At 50.0% G+C, this 21,754-nt stretch carries 19 protein-coding genes; 4 read left to right on the forward strand and 15 right to left on the reverse strand.

Annotated features, from left to right (window positions below; genetic code table 11):
- Positions 1-80 precede the first annotated feature (80 nt).
- Positions 81-977 (forward strand): DMT family transporter, encoded by an 897-nt coding sequence (locus SHEWMR4_RS13585; RefSeq protein ID WP_011623336.1) that lies wholly within the window; start codon positions 81-83, stop codon positions 975-977.
- Positions 978-1,045: 68 nt separating this feature from the next.
- On the forward strand, positions 1,046-1,576 hold the full coding sequence (locus SHEWMR4_RS13590) for a lipocalin family protein (protein WP_011623337.1): 531 nt from the start codon (positions 1,046-1,048) through the stop codon (positions 1,574-1,576).
- Between the two features lie 113 nt (positions 1,577-1,689).
- Here SHEWMR4_RS13590 and SHEWMR4_RS13595 read toward each other — a convergent pair whose 3' ends face one another.
- Entirely contained in the window at positions 1,690-3,282 is a 1,593-nt protein-coding gene (locus SHEWMR4_RS13595) for an ABC-F family ATPase (RefSeq protein WP_083757913.1), read from the reverse strand.
- A 475-nt stretch (positions 3,283-3,757) separates the two neighbouring features.
- Positions 3,758-6,034 (reverse strand): heavy metal translocating P-type ATPase, encoded by a 2,277-nt coding sequence (locus tag SHEWMR4_RS13600; RefSeq protein ID WP_011623339.1) that lies wholly within the window; start codon positions 6,032-6,034, stop codon positions 3,758-3,760.
- Positions 6,035-6,182: 148 nt separating this feature from the next.
- Between SHEWMR4_RS13600 and SHEWMR4_RS13605 the strand changes: the two genes are divergently transcribed.
- On the forward strand, positions 6,183-6,572 hold the full coding sequence (locus SHEWMR4_RS13605) for a Cu(I)-responsive transcriptional regulator (protein WP_011623340.1): 390 nt from the start codon (positions 6,183-6,185) through the stop codon (positions 6,570-6,572).
- Positions 6,573-6,630: 58 nt separating this feature from the next.
- Here SHEWMR4_RS13605 and SHEWMR4_RS13610 read toward each other — a convergent pair whose 3' ends face one another.
- The 11 genes from SHEWMR4_RS13610 to SHEWMR4_RS13665 all read right to left on the reverse strand — a co-directional run bounded on the left by SHEWMR4_RS13610 (position 6,631) and on the right by SHEWMR4_RS13665 (position 18,990).
- Positions 6,631-8,664, reverse strand: a complete 2,034-nt coding sequence (locus SHEWMR4_RS13610) for an alpha/beta hydrolase family protein (RefSeq protein ID WP_011623341.1) — start codon at positions 8,662-8,664, stop codon at positions 6,631-6,633.
- Between the two features lie 57 nt (positions 8,665-8,721).
- Complete coding sequence (locus tag SHEWMR4_RS13615; RefSeq protein WP_011623342.1) at positions 8,722-8,964, reverse strand: hypothetical protein; 243 nt, start codon at positions 8,962-8,964, stop codon at positions 8,722-8,724.
- 207 nt (positions 8,965-9,171) lie between these two features.
- A complete protein-coding gene (locus SHEWMR4_RS13625) occupies positions 9,172-9,930 on the reverse strand; it encodes an SDR family oxidoreductase (protein WP_011623343.1) in 759 nt (252 codons plus the stop codon).
- 19 nt (positions 9,931-9,949) lie between these two features.
- Positions 9,950-10,852 (reverse strand): 3-hydroxyisobutyrate dehydrogenase, encoded by a 903-nt coding sequence (gene mmsB / locus SHEWMR4_RS13630; protein WP_011623344.1) that lies wholly within the window; start codon positions 10,850-10,852, stop codon positions 9,950-9,952.
- A gap of 100 nt (positions 10,853-10,952) precedes the next feature.
- Positions 10,953-12,101 (reverse strand): enoyl-CoA hydratase/isomerase family protein, encoded by a 1,149-nt coding sequence (locus tag SHEWMR4_RS13635; RefSeq protein ID WP_011623345.1) that lies wholly within the window; start codon positions 12,099-12,101, stop codon positions 10,953-10,955.
- Complete coding sequence (locus tag SHEWMR4_RS13640; RefSeq protein WP_011623346.1) at positions 12,101-12,874, reverse strand: enoyl-CoA hydratase; 774 nt, start codon at positions 12,872-12,874, stop codon at positions 12,101-12,103. Before SHEWMR4_RS13640 ends, SHEWMR4_RS13635 begins: the two co-directional genes overlap by 1 nt.
- A 64-nt stretch (positions 12,875-12,938) precedes the next feature.
- Positions 12,939-14,096, reverse strand: coding sequence for an acyl-CoA dehydrogenase family protein (locus SHEWMR4_RS13645; RefSeq protein WP_011623347.1), 1,158 nt, complete (start codon positions 14,094-14,096; stop codon positions 12,939-12,941).
- A 164-nt stretch (positions 14,097-14,260) separates the two neighbouring features.
- Complete coding sequence (locus SHEWMR4_RS13650) at positions 14,261-15,760, reverse strand: CoA-acylating methylmalonate-semialdehyde dehydrogenase (protein ID WP_011623348.1); 1,500 nt, start codon at positions 15,758-15,760, stop codon at positions 14,261-14,263.
- A gap of 135 nt (positions 15,761-15,895) precedes the next feature.
- On the reverse strand, positions 15,896-17,086 hold the full coding sequence (locus tag SHEWMR4_RS13655; protein ID WP_011623349.1) for a thiolase family protein: 1,191 nt from the start codon (positions 17,084-17,086) through the stop codon (positions 15,896-15,898).
- 458 nt (positions 17,087-17,544) lie between these two features.
- A complete protein-coding gene (gene metA, locus SHEWMR4_RS13660) occupies positions 17,545-18,486 on the reverse strand; it encodes a homoserine O-acetyltransferase MetA (RefSeq protein WP_011623350.1) in 942 nt (313 codons plus the stop codon).
- Positions 18,487-18,555: 69 nt separating this feature from the next.
- Positions 18,556-18,990, reverse strand: a complete 435-nt coding sequence (locus tag SHEWMR4_RS13665) for a YbaY family lipoprotein (protein WP_011623351.1) — start codon at positions 18,988-18,990, stop codon at positions 18,556-18,558.
- 117 nt (positions 18,991-19,107) lie between these two features.
- On the opposite strand from SHEWMR4_RS13665, the gene SHEWMR4_RS13670 reads away from it, so the two are divergent.
- Positions 19,108-19,851 (forward strand): SDR family NAD(P)-dependent oxidoreductase, encoded by a 744-nt coding sequence (locus SHEWMR4_RS13670; protein ID WP_041409093.1) that lies wholly within the window; start codon positions 19,108-19,110, stop codon positions 19,849-19,851.
- 83 nt (positions 19,852-19,934) lie between these two features.
- On the opposite strand, the gene ompW is transcribed toward SHEWMR4_RS13670, so the two are convergent.
- Both ompW and SHEWMR4_RS13680 read right to left on the reverse strand, forming a co-directional pair.
- The gene (ompW, locus tag SHEWMR4_RS13675; RefSeq protein WP_011623353.1) at positions 19,935-20,582 is read right to left on the reverse strand and encodes an outer membrane protein OmpW; all 648 of its coding nucleotides are present in this window, start codon (positions 20,580-20,582) and stop codon (positions 19,935-19,937) included.
- 458 nt (positions 20,583-21,040) lie between these two features.
- Positions 21,041-21,628 carry a nucleotidyltransferase family protein gene (locus tag SHEWMR4_RS13680; RefSeq protein WP_011623354.1) on the reverse strand — a complete coding sequence of 196 codons (588 nt, stop codon included), beginning with the start codon at positions 21,626-21,628 and terminating at the stop codon, positions 21,041-21,043.
- Positions 21,629-21,754: the final 126 nt, after the last annotated feature.

Consider the following 21,754-nt stretch of genomic DNA (forward strand, 5'->3'; position numbering starts at 1 on the left):
CAATAGCACTCGCCTAGGCGGCATTTTTAAGGCAAACTCAGCTCCCCTCGTCGTTGAATTATTTGCATTAAAGGTGATACATGACACCGCCACCCGCACTGGCCATAGTGCTTGCCCTGCTGGCCGCGAGCCTAATGGGCACCATTGGCGTATTCGCCCGTTTTGCCGCCCTGCCCGCCGAACATATTACCTTTTACCGCCTACTACTCGGTGCGCTGTTTTTAATGGTCTATATGCTGTTAACGGGTAAGGGACGGCAAATTCGCCATAAACCAAGCAAGCGCACCTTGATAAATGGCGCTATGTTGGCGGGATTTATGGCTTTTTATATCGAGGCGATTGAATATACCCAAATGGCAACGGTGATCATGATTATCTATCTCGCCCCTGTGCTGGCGTCACTCTTTGCCCATTTTGTGTTTCACGAGAGGCTTAAGCGATCCAGCATCGCCAGTGTGGTGCTCGCCTTGCTAGGCTTTATGCTGATGCTGCCCGTGACCTCGAGTCAGTCATTCTACGACAATGAAATCATGGGATATTTTTATGCCCTGCTCGCATTGCTGACCTATTGCGGTTTTATCTTAATCAACCGGAAACCGAGTGCCGCTTCGCCCTATCAAAGCACCTTAGTCCAGCTCAGTGTCGGCGCCCTCTGCTTACTGCCCTTAGTGTTAACGACGCCCTTAGTGCCAAGTCTGAATCAATTTGCTTGGGTGCTGGCGATTGGCTTCTTTCCGGGATTTTTAGCCATTCTGTTTGCGGTAAAGGCCCTCGCGCAGCTGCCTTCGGTCACCTATGGCACCCTCTCCTACGTCGAACCTGTAGTAGTGGTCGCACTCGCTTGGTGGTTATTTGATGAGGCGCTCACAACGCAGCAAATGCTGGGAGTGGCGCTGATTATGTTGGCGGGTATGGCACAGGGCTACTTAAGCCTGCGCCACTCGGCCAGCAAAACCTTGAAGGATTGCCCGACTTAAGCGTACAGTTAAACGCACAATTAACCATATGGCTAATAATGGGCACTCGGGTTTAACAGGAGTCTTAAGTGAAAAAACTACTCTTACTTATCAGTGTATTAGTGCTATCGGGTTGTTTGGGCATGCCACGCAATGTCGAACCCGTTAAGGATTTTCAGCTAGAGCGTTACTTGGGCAAATGGTATGAAATTGCGAGGCTCGACCATTCCTTCGAGCGCGGATTAACCCAAGTGACCGCCGAATACAGCCTTAAAGCCGATGGCGGGGTGAAGGTCATTAATCGGGGTTATTCTGCCGATACCCAGCAATGGAAAGAGGCCGAGGGTAAGGCCTATTTTGTCAATGGCGACGAGGAAGCCTATTTAAAGGTCTCCTTCTTCGGGCCATTTTATGGCTCCTATGTGGTCTTTGGGCTCGACCAGCAAGATTACCAATACGCCTTTATCTCTGGGCCGGATACGGATTATTTATGGCTATTGGCAAGAACCCCGACCGTATCCCCAGAGGTGATGAAGCAATTTGTCGAGATGGCAAGCGCCCGCGGCTTTGATACCAACAGCTTGATTTATGTCGAGCAAAAAGCTGAAGTTAAGCCATAACCGCTCATCCAAGCGCAAACACTCTAGGCCAATACTCAAGCTAAAAGCCAGCAATAAAAACGCCGCTAATAAGCGGCGTTTTTGTTTCTGAACACTTAAGGCAAAACCAGTGATTAACCTTCGATGCCCTTGCTCACGAGGAACTCATCGTAGGTGCCCTTGAAGTCATTCACGCCGTTCGGGGTGATTTCAAGGATACGGTTGGCCAGTGACGATACGAATGCGCGGTCGTGACTCACAAACAACAAGGTACCTTCGTATTTTTCCAGCGCGTTGTTTAATGATTCGATCGATTCCATATCCATGTGGTTGGTTGGTTCGTCGAGCATCAGGATATTTGGCTTTTGCATGATGAGCTTACCAAATAACATACGACCCTTTTCACCACCCGACAGCACTTTGACTGACTTTTTGATGTCGTCGGCGCTAAACAGCATACGGCCTAAAATACCGCGTACCGCTTGGTCGTCATCCTCTGGTTTACGCCATTGGCTCATCCACTCGAAGAGGGTCATATCGTTTTCGAAATCTGACTCATGGTCCTGCGCGTAGTAACCGATGTTGCTGTTTTCAGACCATTGGATCAGACCTTCATCCTGAGGAATATCATGGATTAAGGTACGCAGTAAGGTCGTTTTACCCACGCCGTTCTCACCGAGGATGGCGATACGCTCACCTACTTCAACGATAAGGTTTAAGTCTTTAAACAGCGGCGTGTCGTAACCTTTGGCTAAGTTTTCAACCACTAATGCGTTACGGAACAGTTTCTTTTCCTGATCGAAACGAATGAATGGGTTAACGCGGCTAGAGGCTTTAACTTCTTCCAGCTTGATCTTATCGATTTGACGCGCGCGCGAAGTCGCTTGTTTTGCCTTAGAAGCGTTTGCAGAGAAGCGCGCCACGAAGGTTTGCAGCTCAGAGATTTGCGCTTTCTTCTTGGCGTTGTCGGCCAGCAGGCGCTCACGGGCCTGAGAGGCCGCTTGCATATATTCGTCGTAGTTACCTGGGTAAACGCGCAGTTCACCGTAGTCTAAGTCTGCCATATGGGTACAGACTGAGTTTAAGAAGTAACGGTCGTGCGAAATGATGATCATGGTGCTATCGCGTTGGTTCAGTACGTCCTGTAACCAGCGGATAGTGTCGATGTCCAAGTTGTTGGTGGGTTCGTCGAGCAGCAGTACGTCTGGGTCAGAGAACAGCGCCTGCGCCAATAACACCCGCAGTTTTAAACCTGGCGCGATTTCAGACATCAGACCGAAATGGCTTTCGATACCAATACCCACACCGAGCAACAGCTCACCAGCACGAGATTCGGCGGTGTAACCGTCCATTTCGGCAAATTCCATCTCAAGGTTTGCCACGGCAATGCCGTCTTCTTCGCTCATTTCTGGCAGAGAATAAATACGGTCACGCTCTTGCTTCACCTTCCACAGTTCACGGTGGCCCATGATCACTGTGTCGATGAGGGTGAATTCCTCATAACCGAATTGGTTCTGGCTTAACTTCCCCAGACGCTCGTTGACGTCTAAGGATACGTTACCGCTGCTCGGCTCTAGATCACCGCAAAGGATCTTCATGAAGGTTGATTTACCGCAGCCGTTCGCACCGATAAGACCGTAACGGTTACCGCCGCCGAATTTAACTGAGATGTTTTCAAACAGTGGCTTAGAGCCAAACTGCATGGTGATATTCGCTGTAGTGATCAAAATGAACTTCCAAATCGAGTTAGGTTGGCCGGACGTCTGGCAAGGCAACTAAGTATAACCCTATTTGCGAAAGCCAAGCTGTCTAACCTGAGGGGGTAAAAATAAACGTGGCACTATAGCAGTTTGGGCTAAATTATCAACTAAAAAGGCCTACTTAGCCGCGAATCGTCAAGCAAAATAACGGGCTATAACGCTTATTTTAGTGCTGGTATTAACCTAAGCTAACGGCTTATTTCAGCAACATTTTTACCGGATGATTCAAGCTAATGGAATGGGATGACAGCAGGATGAATCCGCAAAGTAATTCGCGAGTCGAATGTAAGGTTTGTGCTTGAGTTTGGGCAGGCATTTAGGCTGAGGCGGATATTTATGTTCAAACAATACAGCCCGCAAAATGCGGGCTGGATTGGGAGTGCTTACTCACTGTATCTCGATTTAGTGAGGCAAAGTATTATCACTCATGCGAGCGCAAGCGTTATAACTTTTGCTGTCTTAATCGATTCGCATTGGTGACCACAGTTAGGGATGACAGCGCCATCGCCGCCCCGGCAATCACAGGGCTTAACAGCATACCCGTGAGCGGATACAAGACGCCCGCCGCCACAGGAATACCTAAACTGTTGTAGATAAAGGCCCCAAACAGGTTCTGTTTAATATTGCGAATGGTCGCGCGGGAAAGTGCCAATAAGTTAGCAATCACTATCAGCTGATGGGACAGCAGAGTCATATCCGCGCTTTCGATCGCCACCTCTGTGCCCGTTCCCATGGCGATCCCCACATCGGCGCTCATCAGGGCGGGCGCATCGTTGATACCGTCCCCCACCATAGCAACCACATGGCCTTGCTGTTGTAAGGCTTTAATATGCTGCAGCTTTTGCTCGGGCAATACGCCCGCAATCACTTCCTCTATGCCCACTTGAGCGGCTACCGCCTGCGCCGTTTGCGGATTATCTCCGGTCAGCAGCACCACACGAATCCCCTGTGAACGGATGGCGCTGATCGCGTCTTTGGCGTCGGCCTTGATCGGATCGGCAATGGCGATAGTGGCCACTAACTTGCCCGCCTTGGCGACATAAATCGCCGTCTTGCCCTGTTTGGCAAATTGCGCGGCGGCTTCTACCGCAAAGCCTGAGTGGCTGCCTGTCACGCCCTTCTCTGACTGCACATCAAATGCCGCCATTAAGGCTTGATTGCCCACTAAAAAGTCGGCGCCATCAACTCGCCCTTCGATGCCCTGACCTTGATGATTGGTAAAAATCTCGGTCACGGGCAATGGAATCGAGGCTTGCTTAACATAACTAACCATTGCGCTGGCCAGCGGATGCTCCGAATGCTGCTCAAGACTGGCGATAGCGCCAAGCAGTGCGCGCTTGTCTTCATCACTGAGTGCTTGGTCATTAGGAGCTTGGTCATTACCTTCAATCCAATGGATATCAGTCACTTGGGGTTTACCCTGAGTCACTGTGCCGGTTTTATCCAGCACCACGCAATCGACCTTGCTGGCGCTTTGCAGTGCCTCACCATTTTTAACCAAGATGCCCATTTGAGCGGCGCGGCCAACGGACACCATGATAGACATAGGTGTCGCTAAGCCTAAGGCGCAGGGACAGGCGATGATCAGCACGCTGGTAAGCACCACAAGCGCATGGCTGAGCGCGGGTTCTGGCCCTACAAAATACCAAATCGCCGCCGCGAGTAAGGCGATGACCACGACCGTTGGCACAAATACCGCCGAAATTTTATCGGCCAGACGACCAATCGGCATTTTAGAGGTTTGCGCCTCCTGCACCAGTGCAATAATTTTGGCAAGGCGTGTATCCTGCTGCCCCGCGGTCACCCGATAGACTAAACTACCGTTACCATTGACTGTCCCCGCACTGAGATTATCGCCAACATGCTTAGGTACGGGAATAGGTTCACCCGTCAGCATGGCCTCATCGAGTAATGACTGGCCGGACTCCACCACGCCATCGAGTGCGACCCTGTCACCGGGGCGAAGTCTGAGTTTATCCCCCAATTTAAGCTTATCGATTTCCACCTCTTCATCGCCATTGTCGCCAATACGGATTGCGGTAGAAGATTGCAGACCGAGTAAGCGCTGCACCGCTTCGCTGGTCTTGCCCCGAGCTTTCAGCTCGAGGGCGTGACCTAAGTTAATCAAGCCTAAGATCATCACGCTCGCCTCAAAGTACACGTGGCGAGTGTCTATTGGGAACGCACTCGGGATAAGCACCACCAGCATGGAATAGAGCCATGCCGTACTGGTGCCTAACACGATTAAAGTATCCATATTGGTGGTTTTGGCTTTAAGCGCACGCCACATTCCCTGATAGAAATGGCGCCCGGTACCGACTAAAAGTGCTAGGGTGACTAAGCCCATAATGCCCCAGCCAAGCTGCATGTTAGGGCTATTAATCATCATTTCGCCGCCCAGTAATCCCCATAACATCATAGGGATACCGACAGCGAGCGCGGCGATGGCCTGACGCATCCGCAGGCGATACTCCGCCGCATCTTCGACCCGCTTTTCCTCAGCGGCTGCCTTTGCGTCCACAATCAACTGGGCAGGATAGCCCGCCTTATCCATCACTGCCAGCGCCGCATCGCTGCTCATCTTGCCATCCACAGTCACTTGCTTATCGGCGAGATTGATACGGGCACTCACATTCGGCTCGGCCGCGAAGGCCTTTTCAATTTTGGCCACACAGCCTGCACAATTCATGGTGGCGACATAGAGTTTTATCTGCGACATGGAAGATCCCTCACTTGAACTTAACCGCTATAGGATTAAGATAAAGTCTCCCATCACGGGAGAGTCAAGGGTGTTTTTGTGGCAAGTATCACACTTGTCTGCACGAGTGTTTAGGTAATCGAAAACGGATTACACAATCGAGGTCAGTATGAAAATTGGTGAAGTCGCGAAACACACAGGGTTAAGCGTAAAAAGCATACGTTATTACCACGATATCGGCCTTGTCTGCGGCGAGCGTAACGAGGCGGGATACAGGGTGTATCGCCAGCAAGATATTGAATCGCTTAAATTTGTGCACCAGTGCCGCGACTTAGGTTTTAGTCTTGAGGATTGCAAACTCCTGCTTGGCCTTCGCAATAACGATAGCCGCAATGCCGAAGATGTGAAGCAACTCACCCGCAACCATTTGGCCTATGTTGAGGAGCAAATCAGCAAGTTACAAAATCTTCGTAGCCAATTACAGCAGATGGTCAGCGAGTGCCAAGGCGGCGAGCAACCCCACTGCGCGATTATCGATAGCCTTAATCACCAGCATTAACACGCTGCCATAAAAAAGCCTGCTTAGATGCAGGCTTGTTAAACGAGTCTTTTTAAAGCTAGTGCTTTAGCGCCATCGCATTATCTAGGGTTAATTTGGGCAGTTTACCCGCAGGGGTAAACTTAAACACTTGGCCATAGAAGGCTAACTCGGTCTCTAACCCCGCGGCTTTATGCTCAGGTGTGCGCCCCTCGTCGGAATCATCACCATAATCGATATAGGCCGTCGGTACGCCTTTGGCTTTCAGCGCATCATAAATTTGCCGCGACTGCGCCGTCGGCACTATCTTGTTTCTCAAACCTTGGAAAATCAGCAAGGGTTCATTTAAACCATTTAAGTGATTGAGTGGCGATAACTCGCGATAACGTTGTTTCAGCTCTGGATAGGGGCCAATAAGCTGATCTAAATAGCCCGACTCAAACTTATGGGTGCCCTTAGCGAGCTGTTCAAAATCACTGATCCCCTCATAGCTCACCCCCGCCTGAAACACATCGTAAAACGCTAGGGAGGACATGGCGGTTAAGCCGCCAGCACTGATCCCGCGGATCGCCAGTTTTTTCGCATCGACCCAGCCCTTAGTCACTAAATACTTGGCCGCATTGACCGCATCTTCCACATCGCTTTCCCCCCATTTGCCATATAAGCTCTGGCGGTAGGCGCGGCCAAAGCCACTGCTACCACGAAAGTTTAAATCCAGCACCGCAAACCCACGGCTGGTCCAAAACTGGATTTCACTGCGATAGGCAAGGGAAGCGCGCGCCGTCGGCCCGCCATGTAACATCACGATAAGCGGCGGCCTTGTATCATGGGGCGCAATGTAATTGGGATTCACCGGACCATAAAAATAACCGTAAGCCTGCTGATTTTTGCCCGTATTGAAGGCGATATTTCTCGCCCGCGACACATAGTTAGGGTCAAGATTCGGCAGCGCTGGCGCATAGACTAACTCAGTGCCACGGCCGACAACCCGATAAATACCCTTCTCTGGCGTCGCCTTAGCGCCGACAAAATAAACCCCATCTTCGCCCTTCACCACCTGAGTAATCTCAGCAAAATCAACGGCAAGGGATTCGGTCAATCCCGAATCTAAGTGCATACGCAGCAATGCCGCCTGATTACCTTCAACATAGCTGGCAATCAAGGTCGAGGCATTTTCAAAGGCATAGTTATGATTGCCTAAGCGCCAATCGGGCACGGCAAACTCGGCATTTTTACTCAGTACCGGCTTTAAGGTTTCTTTTGGGGTGACGCGGTAAATATTCCACCAGTTACTGAGATCGGACACCACATATAAGTTGCCGTCGGGGCCGAATAAGGGCTGAGTCACCGAAGAATCCTTGGGCGTATTCACCTTACGAATATTTTTTAACTGGCCTTTGCGGTCAAGATCCCCAAGCCAGAGCACGCTGTTATCCCAAGGCATATAGGGATGTTCCCAGGTGATCCACGCCAATTGCGTGTTATCGGGGGAAATCGTGGGAGAGGAAATAAAGTCATGGCCACTGACAAAGGTATCGCCTTCACCAGCAAAGTTAAGATTGATGGTCACTAAGCTGGCTTTAGGTTCGCCGCCCTGACGGTGGTCTTCACGCACACAAATAATCCGCGAGCCCTTAGGGTACGCCACGCAATCGGCATGGCGGGTACCATTGGGGGTTAAGGGCAATGGCGGCTGATTCGGGGCGAAACGGTAAAACAGCTGATCCTGTAGTTTAGTGGCAAATAGGCTCTGGCCTATGCCCAAAAATGCCGCGCCACCATACTCATGCACGGTAGATTTGACATTAAAATCAGGGGGAACGACTTCAGTCACTTTACCAACGCCATCGAGGCGCTTAATGCCGACTTTGCCCTGTGCGCTGCCACTGGATTCAGCAAAATAAATCGCATTGCCGACGCTTTGCAGCTCAGCAATATCATCGGCCCGTTCAAACACCTCGGCTGCAGACAGAGGTGATTGCCAGCTGCCATAGGGGGCAACTTTTATATCGCCGTTTTCCTTGGCACTTGAATCTTGTGTATCCGTACGCTCACACCCACCAAGCAGTAAAACTGCACTCAGCAGATATGGTAAATAGCGTCCTAACCCCATTGTATTCCCCAAGTTTGCCAACTGAACAAACCGAAATATGCAACTGCCCTTTTCGGGCTATTTTTTCACTTTTTTGATAAACCACTTAAGCACATTGGCCTGCTGCACTTGCGTGAGGCCAAAGTAAATACAAATCCAAGGCGATAGCAGAAAAAACCACGGGATCACCGCAACCGAACGACCAGTGAAGAGAAGAAAAAAGAAGCCGCCGTAGATCACTATCACACCTAAGACACCGACTATCAGCATCATGCGTTTAGTGATTTTTTCAAGCCAAAGGGCCTTATCCTGCCATGACATTCAGATAATCAACTCCATCACTATAATGTCAACCCTATTTGTAAAGTTATGTAAAAAAAGTGGAGTGCGATTGTTGAAGGATAGCCAGTAAATGTCAACTCCGATCCACCGCACCCTTAAGCCTAAATCACGCCCCACACACAAATCTTTACCAAATAAAAAACCGAGCAAAAGCTCGGTTTTGTTTAATTTCAATAAGATACCATATTACAGACGGATACCGCCATCGACTTCGAAGACACGACCATTTACATAATCGTTTTCAATGATAAAGCGTACGGTAGAAGCTATCTCCTCCGCTTGGCCTAAACGGCCAACGGGCACAAGCTTCTCTAAACGCTCAAGGGCTTCTGGCTTCATTGCCGCAGTCATTTCAGTGGCAATCACCCCTGGTGCTACCGCAGCGCTACGGATATTGTAGCGGGCTAACTCTTTTGCCCAGCCCACAGACATCGCCGCCACACCCGCTTTAGAAGCCGCGTAGTTAGATTGGCCTACGTTACCCGCCTTGGCGAGGCTAGAAATGTTCACAATCACCCCAGCTTGACCCGATTCGATCATCGCCGCAGCCGCCTCACGGCCACAGAGGAAGGTGCCAGTGAGGTTAACATTGATCACAGATTGGAATTGATCGAATGACATACGGTCAGTCACTTTGCCGTCTTTAGCTTTGATTAACATGCCATCGCGCAGGATGCCAGCGTTATTGACTAATACGTTGATTTTGCCGAAATCTTCTAATATGTAGGCAAAACCTGCGACCACATCTTCTTCGTCGGTAATATCTAACGCATAACCTTGGACTTCGGTGGCTGAGCCTAAATCGGCACAGGCGCGCTCGAGTTTTTCTTGATCCACATCGATCAGCGCCAACTTAGCACCCGCCTGCGCAAAATTGTGCGCCATCGCTAAGCCTAAACCACCCGCGCCGCCAGTGATGACGACAACCTTATCTTTTAAATCCATCTGGTTATCCCTTGTTTATCTATTTTTTAAGTGGTGCAAATTGTTCAAAAATACTGGAGAAGTCTCGGCGACCATTGCCTTGTCTTGCATGATTCACATACAAGCTGCGCGCGAGTGAGCCCATTGGCGTGCTCGAATTGCTCAATAATGCAGCTTCCTGGGAGAGGCCGAGATCTTTTACCATCAAATCTACCATAAAGCCGCCCTGATAGTCCTTAGAAGAAGGCACATTCTCCATCACGCCTGGGCAAGGATTGTACTTCTCTAACGTCCAGTTACCGCCGCTACTGACCTTCATAATGTCCGACAGCACTTTAGGGTCGAGACCATGGTCAATCCCCATTTGTAGCGCCTCAGAAGTGCCGACCATCAACACAGATAACAGCATGTTGTTGCAGATTTTAGCGACCTGACCCGCACCGGCGCCGCCCGCATGGAAGATATTCTTGCCCATGGCATTGAGAACGGGTTGCGCGCGCTCAAAGGCGATGTCCGAACCACCACAGATAAAGGTCAAGGTGCCTGCCGCCGCGCCCGCCGTACCGCCCGATACTGGCGCATCGATAAACTCGATACCGCTCTTGGCCGCTTCGGCTGCCACCAACTGAGCACTTTGGGCGTCAATGGTCGAGCAATCAATCAGCAAGGTATCGCCAGCGACTACGTCGAGTAGCCCCTTCTCACTAGCATTACCTAAGTACAAGTTTCGAACATGCTTACCCGCAGGCAGCATAGTGATCACCACATTGGCCCCCGCCGCCGCGCCGCATGCCGTGCTCGACACTAAAGCGCCTTGGTCGGCCAAGGCTTGCATGGCGGCTGGCACTAAGTCGAAGACACGTACCGTCATGCCCGCTTTTAATAAATTGGCCGCCATTGGGCCGCCCATATTACCTAAACCGATAAATGCTACTGTACTCATGCCATCACTCCTGTGTTCTGGTGTCTTTATTATTCCAGATAGTTGTTATTCCAGACAAAAATGGCAGGCAAAGCATTCGCTTTGCCTGCCATCGATTGGCTTAGCTTAATTGGCTTAAGGGATGATCTCCCCAAGGTGAGGTCAATATGTCCTCGATAACGCTGTTTGGCACGGATTGCACATCGGCAAACTGCCACTTTGGCTGTCTGTCTTTGTCAATCAAGAGTGCACGCACCCCTTCGCAGAAATCGCCTTTGGCGCAAACATTAACGCTGACGGTTAATTCCCATTTAAAACATTGTGCGAGGCTGAGTTTGGTGCCGAGTTGGGTTTGGATATACGCCAAATGCCAACTGATAGGACTGCCCGCCAACATGGTCGTGCAGGCTTTATTTAACCAGGCTTCTTCGGTGCTTAAGGTTGACATCCGGCTGACGATATCCGTCAAGCTGCCTGCCATCAGTCGGTCGATCATCTCTTGGCTCTCGGCCAGTAAACTATCGCCCTTAGGGATGTCCACTTGGTTCGACAGTTCGTTGATCATCGAGTCGAGTCTTTGATGATTCAGCGCTGGCGTATCGCTCCAATCGAGGGTCGCCATGGCATCGAACATCAGCTCTTTATCGTCACGATTCAGATAATGATCGGCAAGGCCAACGTAACAGGCATCGGCGGCGTTCATTTGATAGGCCGTTAGCCCTAAAAACAGCCCCATTTTGCCCGGCATACGGTTGAGGAAATAGCTGCCGCCCACATCGGGATAAAGCCCAATGGTGACTTCGGGCATAGCGATACGGGAGGTTTCAGTCACGACTCTATGACTCGCGCCCGCCATCAGGCCCAGACCGCCGCCCATCACTATGCCATCACCCCATACCAGCACAGGTTTGCCATAGGTATGCAGTAGATAATCGAGACGATATTCTTCTTCGAAGAATACTTTAGCGACCTCAGTCACTTGTCCCTTAGCAGCAACAGACGCGTGATATAACGCGCGCACATCGCCACCCGCACAGAACGCCTTTTCTCCGCTGCCATCGAGTACCACACAGGCGATTAACGGATCTTTTTTCCACAAATTGAGCTGCACCGTCATGGCTCGAACCATATCGAGATCCAAGGCGTTGAGAGCTTTTTCAACATTGAGCGTCACCACCCCAACTAATTTACCCGAGGCGGTGGCTAAGGTTTGAAAAACAACATTTTGTGTGGTGGACGTGTGTGCAGCCTTATCTACTAAATTTGTCATTAGCGGTTCTTCCAATCAGCTTTACGTTTTTCCAAAAACGCGTTCACGCCTTCGGCCTGATCTTCAGTATCGAACAATCCGACAAACAGTTCACGCTCTATCGGTAAGGCTTGGCTGCGCGGCATTTGACGCCCTGCTTGGATAAGTGTCTTACAGGCAGTTACGCTGCTTGGGCTTTGATTCGCCACTTTGGCGGCCAGTGCAATCGCCGCATTTAAGGCTTCACCCGTTTCAACCACTTCCTCGACTAAACGCAAATTCAGCGCTTGGGCGGCATTCACCCGCTCACCGCAGAGGATCATCCGTTTCGCCCAACCTTCGCCCACTAAAGCGGTCAGGTTTTGGGTACCGCCCGCACAGGGCAGCAGGCCAACGGTAGCCTCAGGCAGCGCCATCACGGCTTGGGTTTCGGCGATACGAATATCACAGGCCAGCGCGACTTCTAAGCCGCCACCCATGGCATAGCCGTTAATGGCGGCAATCGACACGCCGCGGAACTGGCTTAAGGTTTCAAATGCTTCGCCAAAGTGTTTTGCCATGCTCGCCGCATTGCCCTTATCACCATCGCTAAACAGTTTTAAATCGGCACCTGCGGAGAAAAACTTGTTGCCCTCGCCTGTTAACACCAGCGCGTAAATGTCCTTGTTGGCATTAAGCTCCAGCACTTTGGCCTTGAGCGCCTGCAAACTCTGGGCGGTCCAAGTGTTGGCCGGCGGATTATTCATCGTCAGAATTGCCGTGTGGCCTTCGATACGCTCAACTAAATATTCCATCTGTTTCGGCTCCCTTATATTTCCAATCGGTTATCGCCAAATCCTACAGTCCCATCAGGGCAGCTTAGAGGATTTGTCCGGCATTTTCGTCGAGTAAACGACGGGCGATAATGAGGCGCATAATCTCGTTAGTGCCCTCTAAAATCTGATGTACACGCACATCACGGAAGTGACGCTCTAAGGGGTACTCCCTGATATAACCATATCCACCATGAATTTGCAGCGCGGCATCACAAACTTGGAAGCCCACATCGGTGGCAAAACGCTTCGCCATCGCGCAATAGGCGGTAGCTTCTGGGTCGCCACTGTCGAGTTTAAAGGCGGCCAAACGCACCATTTGCCGCGCAGCCACTAATTCGGTCGCCATATCGGCAAGCTTAAATTGCAATGCTTGGAAGGCTGCCAGCGGTTTACCAAATTGCTGACGCTCATTCATGTACTGAGTTGCACGCTCTAAAGCCGCCTGCGCCGTACCGACAGAGCAAGTGGCGATATTGATGCGGCCACCGTCTAAGCCTTTCATCGCAAAGGTAAAGCCTTGGCCTTCTTCGCCGAGCAGGTTCGCAACGGGTACACGCACGTTATCGAAGGTAACTAAGCGCGTCGGCTGCGCGTTCCAGCCCATCTTATCTTCGGCCTTGCCATAGATAATGCCCTCACTGTCGGCAGGGATAGCAATCGCCGAAATACCCTTTGGCCCGGGTTGACCCGTGCGGCACATTACGACTAAAAGCTCAGTTGAACCTGCGCCCGAGATAAACATCTTAGAGCCAGAGACCACGTATTCATCACCTTCACGCACCGCTTTGGTTTGCAGTGAAGCCGCATCCGAGCCCGCACCGGGCTCAGTTAAGCAATAAGAGGCGAGCATTTGGCCCGTGGTCAAAGGCTCTGACCAAGCTTGACGCAGTGTCTCAGTGCCCCAAGTGGTGACCATCCAAGTGGCCATATTGTGAATTGTCAGCATGGCGGTGGTGGCAGTACAGCCTTTCGATAGCTCTTCGAAAATAATCGAGGCATCTAAGCGCGACAGCCCCATACCGCCTTCCAACTCGGGGGAATACAGGGAGCAGAAACCCAGCTCACCGGCTTTTTGGATCACATCCTTAGGGAAATGATGTTCTTCGTCCCATTTGGCAGCAAAGGGGGCGAGTTCATCCGCCGCAAACTGGCGAGCCAGCTCGGCAAATTGGCGTTGGTCTTCGTTGAAATTAAAATCCATTTGGCTCTCCTATGACTCTTTGGCCATTTCTTTTCGTCAATATCTTTTGCGTAATACACAGTGAATTTATCGGCAGGCTTATCATCAATGGGCGCCAACTGGCGCCACGTTTAGACTAAAAAACCTGCTGTTTCACAATGCGTTGAAACTATTTTTAAAACCGCTTAGCGCAAGTTAATGCTCATATTGGGACCTGCGGCCACGGCAATGTCCGACTCGAACCAGCGAGAGGTAATGGTCTTAGTTTCAGTGTAGAAACGTACCGCTTGCTTACCGTAAGCGTGTTGGTCGCCATAGAAACTGCCCTTCCAACCCGTGAACGAGAAGAAAGGTAATGGCACAGGGATAGGCACGTTGATACCGACTTGGCCAACTTCGATTTCGTGTTGATATTTACGGGCGGCGGCGCCGCTTGCGGTAAAGATAGAGGTACCATTGCCGTAAGGGCTGGCGTTAACCAGTTCGATGGCATCTTCTAATGAATCGGACTCCATACAGCAAAGCACAGGGCCGAAGATTTCTTCTTTGTAGATGCTCATATCGGTCGTGACCTTAGTGAACATGGTCGGTCCTACCCAGTTACCCGACTCGAAACCTGCCACGCTAAAATCGCTGCCATCGAGTAAACACTCTGCGCCTTCTTCCTTACCTTGGGCGATAAGTTTGAGCACGCGTGCTTTAGCGGCTGGGCTAATCAGCGGGCCGTAACCGGCTTCTTTATCGTCCCATAAACCTGGGCGAACCTTCGCCAGCGCTTCTTTAAGCTCTGGGATCCACTCTTTAGCCGCGCCGACAAATACCGCGACCGAAATCGCCATACAGCGTTGACCCGCCGCGCCAACCGATGCGCCCACTAGGTTGTTGATGACTTGCTGCTTATTCGCATCAGGCATGATCACGCAGTGGTTTTTCGCACCAGCAAAGGCTTGCACGCGTTTTAAGTTATCGGTACCGGTTTTGTAGATGTATTGACCTACAGCCACAGAGCCGACGAAGGAAATGGCTTTCACCGCAGGGTCTGCCAGCAGGATATCGACCGCCGTCTTATCGCCATGTACCAGCTGTAATACGCCCTTTGGCGCGCCCGCTTCGACAAACAGCTCAACTAAGCGCTGCGGCGTCATTGGGTCTTGCTCTGATGGCTTAAGGATAAAAGTGTTACCGCAGGCAATCGCCAGAGGGAACATCCACAGAGGGATCATTGCTGGGAAGTTAAACGGCGTGATGCCCGCACACACACCCAGAGGCTGAGTGTAGCTGTAGGTATCGATTGAACGCGCGACGTTCTCAACGGTTTCGCCCATCAATAATGAGGCAATGTTGCAGGCATGTTCTGCCACTTCAATTCCGCGCCACACATCGCCCTTGGCATCTTCAAAGGTTTTGCCAGTTTCTTTGGCAAGGATAGTCGCCAGTTCGTCGTGGTGTTCTTTTAACAAGTGTTGGTAGCGCAACATGACACGGGCACGCTCAGATACTGGCACTTCTTTCCACGTCTTAAAAGCCGCCTTGGCACTGGCAATAGCCGCGTGCACTTCATCGGCCGTAGCGCTATTGATAAGGGCGATTGGCTCGTTATTGGCGGGATTGGTCACTACGATTTGTGATGTTCCTGTGCCTGTGGTGAATTCGCCATCGATGTAATGCTTAACTTGTGTGGTCATGTTGCAATCCTTTTCCTTGTTTAGGGTGGAGCTGGCGGTGCGATATTATGGGTATCCTCGAAGGGATGTTTGCCCTTGCCAGCTCAGTCTTGGTCTTGTTGATTGTTTTGCCGTTATTCGCGATTAAGCCTTTGATTAAACTTCGATAGCCATAGCAGTCGCTTCACCACCACCGATACAAAGTGAGGCTACGCCACGCTTAAGCCCACGGGCTTTAAGTGCATGGATTAAGGTCACCAGTAAACGTGCGCCCGAGCAACCGATAGGATGACCTAAGGCGCAGGCGCCACCGTTCACGTTCACTTTTGCCATGTCTAAACCTAATTCAGAAACGGCTAGCATAGTCACCATGGCAAAGGCTTCGTTGATTTCGAACAGATCAACTTCATCCTTTGACCAGCCCACATTGCTCAGCAGTTTTGCCATAGCGCCAACGGGCGCCGTGGTAAAGAGTGATGGCTCCTGGGCATGGGTAGTGTGGCCCTTGATAGTGGCGAGCACAGTTAAGCCTAACTGCTCGGCATTCGCGCGGGTGGTTAGCATTAGCGCCGCCGCACCATCTGAAATTGAGCTTGAGTTTGCCGCAGTAATAGTGCCGTCTTTAGCAAAAGCTGGACGCAGGGTTGGGATTTTTTCAGGACGGGCATTACCTGGCTGCTCATCGGTATCGATAGTCACATCACCACGGCGATCGCTTACCGTGACAGGCACAATCTCCGCCTTGAAGGCACCAGAGTTAATGGCCGCGTTGGCTTTTTCCAGTGAGCTTAAGGCAAAGGCATCCATTTGCTCGCGGGTTAGGCCGTATTCATCGGCGGTTTTCTGGGCGAATGTGCCCATGGCGCCGCCGGTGTAGGCATCTTCTAAACCATCGAGGAACATATGATCTAATACCTTGCCATGGCCCATACGCATGCCTGAGCGCGCTTTATCTAGCAAGTAAGGGGCTTGGCTCATGCTTTCCATACCGCCAGCAACCACCAACTTAGCACTGCCCGCCTTCAATAAATCATGGGCGAGCATCACGGTTTTCATCCCAGAGCCACAGACTTTGTTCACTGTGGTTGCACCCACAGACAGAGGTAAACCTGCACCTAAAGTCGCCTGACGCGCTGGCGCTTGACCCAGACCCGCTGGCAATACGCAGCCCATTAACACTTCATCGACCTTGTCAGGCGCAACTTGGGTATCAGTGAGCAGGGCTTTGATGGCGGTGGCCGCTAAGCTCGGAGACGTTACACCAGACAAACTGCCTTGAAAGCCACCCATTGGGGTGCGTTTAGCGGCAACAATAACGATCTCTTGGTTAAATTGTTCAGTACTCATGGGGACTCCAAGCTAAATGTGCCATAGCGGTAACACTCGCCAGTGGCGGATAAATAGTGACATTGAAACCACTCTGACGTTTACGCGAACGTAAAGCAAGTATTCCTTGGTCTAATGTGTCGATAAAATCCCACAAAAATTGTCAGTCAGGATTTACAGTCAAGGGGACGAAATGTTGAAGTGACGTGGTGAAATGAAATTTGCAAAAATCACAAGTTGATTAGCTTGTGGCCAAAAGCTGAGTTATAAAAGAGGCTTATAACGCGAGAGAAAGGTAAATCAGGACTTGGAAGCTAAGATTGAACGCTTGTGATGCAATCAACCGAATGATTAAGCCAGCCAATGATTCTGTCAGTAAAACAACATGGCAATAGCCACTTGATAAGACGTGTGGCATTGGTTGCCAATGCCACACGGTTAAAACGAGCATCTCAATAAGTGCCAAGCCAAGAAGAAAGCTATTGCGACTCCCACGGCGTCATCGCTGTCATATCACTCAGATCGTAAGGCGTTAATTGGTACACATAATAGTTGAGCCAGTTGCTGACTAACAAACTGCCATGGCTGTGCCAACGGGCAATAGCATCGGCCTGGGGGTCGTCATTACGATAATAGTTTTGCGGCACATTTGGGTTTAATCCCTGCGCCAAATCCCGATGATATTCATCGTTTAAGGTAGATTTTTGGTATTCGGGGTGACCCATCACAAACAGGTTGCGATTATTGCGACTGAGGACTAAGTAGGCCCCTGCCTCATCGGATTCTGCCAGCACTTGTAGCTCAGGGTGTTGTTTAAGTTCCTCGATATCCATCTCAGCAAAGCGGGAATGCGGCGCAAAGAACTCATCATCGAATCCGCGCAGCAGCGGGAAATGTTGGCAAGTACGGCGATGCACAAACACCCCTGAACGCTTTTGCTGCAGGATTTTCCGATTCAAACCGTAGAGATGGTAAAGCCCGGCATGAGCAGCCCAGCAGAGGAATAATACCGACGTCACATGTTGCTGTGACCAATCGATAATCTCGCGGATATGATCCCAGTAAGTGACCTCTTCGAAATCGATTTGCCCAAGGGGCGCGCCCGTGATGATCAGGCCGTCGTAGTTTTTATGACGCACGTCCTCAAAATCACGGTAGAAGGTGTTCATATGATCGATTGAGGTGTGCTTTGACTCTTTATCGTGAATACGCAGTAAATCCACATCCACCTGCAAAGGCGTGTTACCTAATAGGCGTAGAAGCTGGGTTTCTGTCTCGATTTTATTGGGCATCAGATTCAGGATCAGCACCTTCATCGGTCTGATATCCTGATTGGCAGCCCGGGTCTCGGACATTACGAAAATATTTTCAGATTCTAAAATCCCTGCAGCAGGCAGATGATCTGGAATTTTAACTGGCATACCGCGCCTCTTCTATTCAACAATCAAAGGTTCCGGCGCGCGTATGCCACTCATCAAAGAGCAAACAAATTAGCGACCGACTTTCTCAAGCAGTATCTTCATAGGCTCTGTCGAATTGAGGTCGACATGATAGGCTTGAGTATTAATAAACAATAACTTATCACCGAGCATTATCCTTGCCCCAATGGCATAGGTATGCCCCGCTTCAAACTGATCACGCCCCATCGAAAAACTAAACGGCGTTGGGGTTTTCGCTCCTTGGGAAACGCGCTCTGCCATAACTACGGCGGGCACATCCATCTTAGAGACATCAAGCAACTGCACAATCAACTTGGCATCGACGGGCAATGCGATACGCTCGCGGTACATGGCCTCACCTTTAATCTCGACAATCGCATTAGGTGTGGCACAACCTGAAATCACCGTGGTGGCGGCGAGTAACACAATAGCCGCTAATTTTTGCCATGCAGATGTCAGTCCGCTAATCCTTAACCCTTGTCTCATTTCATTTCTCCTAATCATACATAAAGACTTCTGGATGTCTATACGCCTAAGCTATAAATCTTGTCATGCTGGGCATATCTTCCTATGATAAGCCACCATTTCGTTGTCGAAAAATTTATGACCCAAGCAACTGCGATAATTGTGGGCGCTAGCTCACATTTAAGCCGCGAACTTGCCAAACAATTGGCCGATCAGCAGGTTGAATTAGCCCTTTTTGCCCAAGATGTCGAATCACTCCGCGAATTTGCCTCGACCCTGCCCACTAAAGTTCAGGTCTTTTCACTGCAAATTGAACAGCCAAGCGTCATCATCAAGCAACTCGAAAGCGTCTGGCACGACTTAGGGGGCGCCCACTTAGTCTTAGTGAATACCGGACTCAATAGCTACGATCCTGAGCTGCCATGGCTGCCTGAACAGGACATTATCGATGTCAATGTGCGAGGCTTTGCCGCTATCTGCAATACGGCATTTAGATTATTTCGCGAACAGGGTTATGGCCAGCTTGCTGCCATCAACTCGATTGCCGGTCTGCGCGGCGGCCCAAGTGTGGCTTATCATGCCTCTAAAGCCTTTGCGCAAAATTATTTAGAAGGCTTAAGCATGCATGCCCAGCGGCTTAAGTTGCCCATTACCATTACCGATATCCAACTCGGTTTACTGGATAAGGCCGCCATGCAACAAAGTAGGCTGTGGCTTGCTCCACTCCCACAAGTGGCGGCACAGATCATCAAGGCCATGCAACAGGGTAAACGCCGTGTCTATGTAACCAAGCGTTGGCGCTTAGTGGCTTGGCTGACGAAATTGCTGCCGGAGTTTATCTACAACACTCGCCACTGGAAGCCGAAAAAGGCTAAAAAGTAGTGTTATTCCGCGTTTAGGTTTATAAACTGCGAAAAACAAAAAAGGAGCCACAGGCTCCTTTTTGTTACTTTAAAATCAGATAATTAGAAAGTGTAGCCAACGCTGACCATATAAACCCATGGGTTAATATCGGTATCGATAACCACTGTATCACCCGCTAATTTAAACTTCACATCGCTGCTAATTTGCGCATACCACACAGAGGCGTTCACTAACCAGTTTTTGTTCACTTGGTAATCTAAACCCACTTGCGCCGCTAAACCCCAAGAGGTGCTCATGCTTAAGTCAGTTAATGCACCATCTAAGTCGTTGGTGAATTCATTGTCGAAGAAGTTAGTGTAGTTCACACCAACACCCACATATGGACGTAATTTGGATTGAGCATCACCGAAATAATACTGTGCAACTAAGGTTGGTGGTAAGTGCTTAGTTTCTGCAATTTTACCCACACCTTTTAAAGAAACATCGTGGCTAAAAGGTGTTGCAGCTAATAACTCTACACCGAAGTTATCGGTCAACATGTAGCCAAAGTTCAAGCCCAGTTGAGTGTTATTGCTGATTTGAAACTCACCAAACGTAGCAACAGGATCACTAGATTCACTTGGCGCGACAACCACAGCACCAGCACGAACAATAATATCGCCCGCTTGATGGGCAGAAACAGAAGCAGAGAAACCAGCGGCTAACAAGGTGGCAGCGATCAGTGTAGAAACAGTAGTTTTATTCATCATCATACTCCATATGTACAACATAGGTTTTTGTTTTAAATTACATCCTTAACAATTGACGCCTACACTGCCAGATAAATTCGTTTACCTTATTGATCCAAATCAAGGTTAGGTGGTGATACTTATTTTGAGGTATGAGTCATGGGATCCGCGTCACGCTATCTAAACATTTATTGATAATGCCAGTTCATTTTTTGTGACTTGTCGCATTCATTAGCCACAACTAAATACCTCCACAAGGAGTAATTGCACTATCGCGTCGCTTACAAAATGTTTACATCGGTTTTAAGAAAAACTCAGCTCATTGAGGTACAAGCAGGCATAAAAATAGGGAGGAATAAACTAGACACAGATTTCAGTCATGACAGGAGTCATCACATTCAAACTCGTTTATCTGGTGAGCTTGATATAGGTTTGAGTCACTAACGGGTGAAGGAGTCTGACGTTAACGATTGATGCACTTACTCGGCCAAAGTCAGCCTCGGATATTGCGAAAGCCAACCCTTTGCGGCAAGGCGCTGCTCAAATACCGCCAACGCACGCTTGGGATTATGGGTTAACTGCAAGGCAAATAATGAGGTTAAACCGAAGGGAGCGATAAGCTGTAAGCTCTCGATGACGGAAGTGGGTGTGTTAGGAATTGGCGCAAGATACACGGCGACGGCAGTTTCCTGTTCTGGCCAATAGCACATTGCATCCTGTGTCGATTGATAGGGGTTGTCGTGATTTTTAAGATGCATGCGCGCCTGATTTTTTACCGACCAAGGTAACTCTGGCGCCAGTGTTTGCAGGTATGCTTCTATCGCCCTATCCCGCTCGGGACGAGTATCCAAGGGGCAATAGTAAATCAGATCGATATCGTTTAACGGACGCTGCTGAATATCGTGCAATTTGTCCCACACCAGATTACGGACAAACCCCGCCGCCAAGCACCACTGCGGCAAGCGATGCACTTGGGCGCATTGCTGCGCCAATGTAAGCGCCCTCATCCGATGCTTATCTTGGCTTAGCCAAGTGCGTAATACTGCAGCTAATTCCGTTTCAGTCATGCCTAAAATCCGCGGCTATCTTGGCTAGCACATAAGAATGGCCAATCACTGGCCGTCGATTCATGCGATTTCATCATCGTGACTAGGTTTCGTTATTAGAAATAGTGTGCATAACCACTTGATGAT

The organism is Shewanella sp. MR-4 (assembly GCF_000014685.1).
Classification (GTDB): Bacteria; Pseudomonadota; Gammaproteobacteria; order Enterobacterales; family Shewanellaceae; genus Shewanella.

Bases quoted from the DNA above. Each gene is read 5' to 3' on its own strand.
- SHEWMR4_RS13585 (WP_011623336.1), top strand. From the start codon at position 81: ATGACACCGCCACCCGCACTGGCCATAGTGCTTGCCCTGCTGGCCGCG.
- SHEWMR4_RS13600 (WP_011623339.1), bottom strand. From the start codon at position 6,034: ATGTCGCAGATAAAACTCTATGTCGCCACCATGAATTGTGCAGGCTGT.
- SHEWMR4_RS13605 (WP_011623340.1), top strand. From the start codon at position 6,183: ATGAAAATTGGTGAAGTCGCGAAACACACAGGGTTAAGCGTAAAAAGC.
- SHEWMR4_RS13610 (WP_011623341.1), bottom strand. From the start codon at position 8,664: ATGGGGTTAGGACGCTATTTACCATATCTGCTGAGTGCAGTTTTACTG.
- SHEWMR4_RS13615 (WP_011623342.1), bottom strand. From the start codon at position 8,964: ATGTCATGGCAGGATAAGGCCCTTTGGCTTGAAAAAATCACTAAACGC.
- SHEWMR4_RS13625 (WP_011623343.1), bottom strand. From the start codon at position 9,930: ATGGATTTAAAAGATAAGGTTGTCGTCATCACTGGCGGCGCGGGTGGT.
- mmsB (WP_011623344.1), bottom strand. From the start codon at position 10,852: ATGAGTACAGTAGCATTTATCGGTTTAGGTAATATGGGCGGCCCAATG.
- SHEWMR4_RS13635 (WP_011623345.1), bottom strand. From the start codon at position 12,101: ATGACAAATTTAGTAGATAAGGCTGCACACACGTCCACCACACAAAAT.
- SHEWMR4_RS13640 (WP_011623346.1), bottom strand. From the start codon at position 12,874: ATGGAATATTTAGTTGAGCGTATCGAAGGCCACACGGCAATTCTGACG.
- SHEWMR4_RS13645 (WP_011623347.1), bottom strand. From the start codon at position 14,096: ATGGATTTTAATTTCAACGAAGACCAACGCCAATTTGCCGAGCTGGCT.
- SHEWMR4_RS13650 (WP_011623348.1), bottom strand. From the start codon at position 15,760: ATGACCACACAAGTTAAGCATTACATCGATGGCGAATTCACCACAGGC.
- SHEWMR4_RS13655 (WP_011623349.1), bottom strand. From the start codon at position 17,086: ATGAGTACTGAACAATTTAACCAAGAGATCGTTATTGTTGCCGCTAAA.
- metA (WP_011623350.1), bottom strand. From the start codon at position 18,486: ATGCCAGTTAAAATTCCAGATCATCTGCCTGCTGCAGGGATTTTAGAA.
- SHEWMR4_RS13665 (WP_011623351.1), bottom strand. From the start codon at position 18,990: ATGAGACAAGGGTTAAGGATTAGCGGACTGACATCTGCATGGCAAAAA.
- SHEWMR4_RS13670 (WP_041409093.1), top strand. From the start codon at position 19,108: ATGACCCAAGCAACTGCGATAATTGTGGGCGCTAGCTCACATTTAAGC.
- ompW (WP_011623353.1), bottom strand. From the start codon at position 20,582: ATGATGAATAAAACTACTGTTTCTACACTGATCGCTGCCACCTTGTTA.
- SHEWMR4_RS13680 (WP_011623354.1), bottom strand. From the start codon at position 21,628: ATGACTGAAACGGAATTAGCTGCAGTATTACGCACTTGGCTAAGCCAA.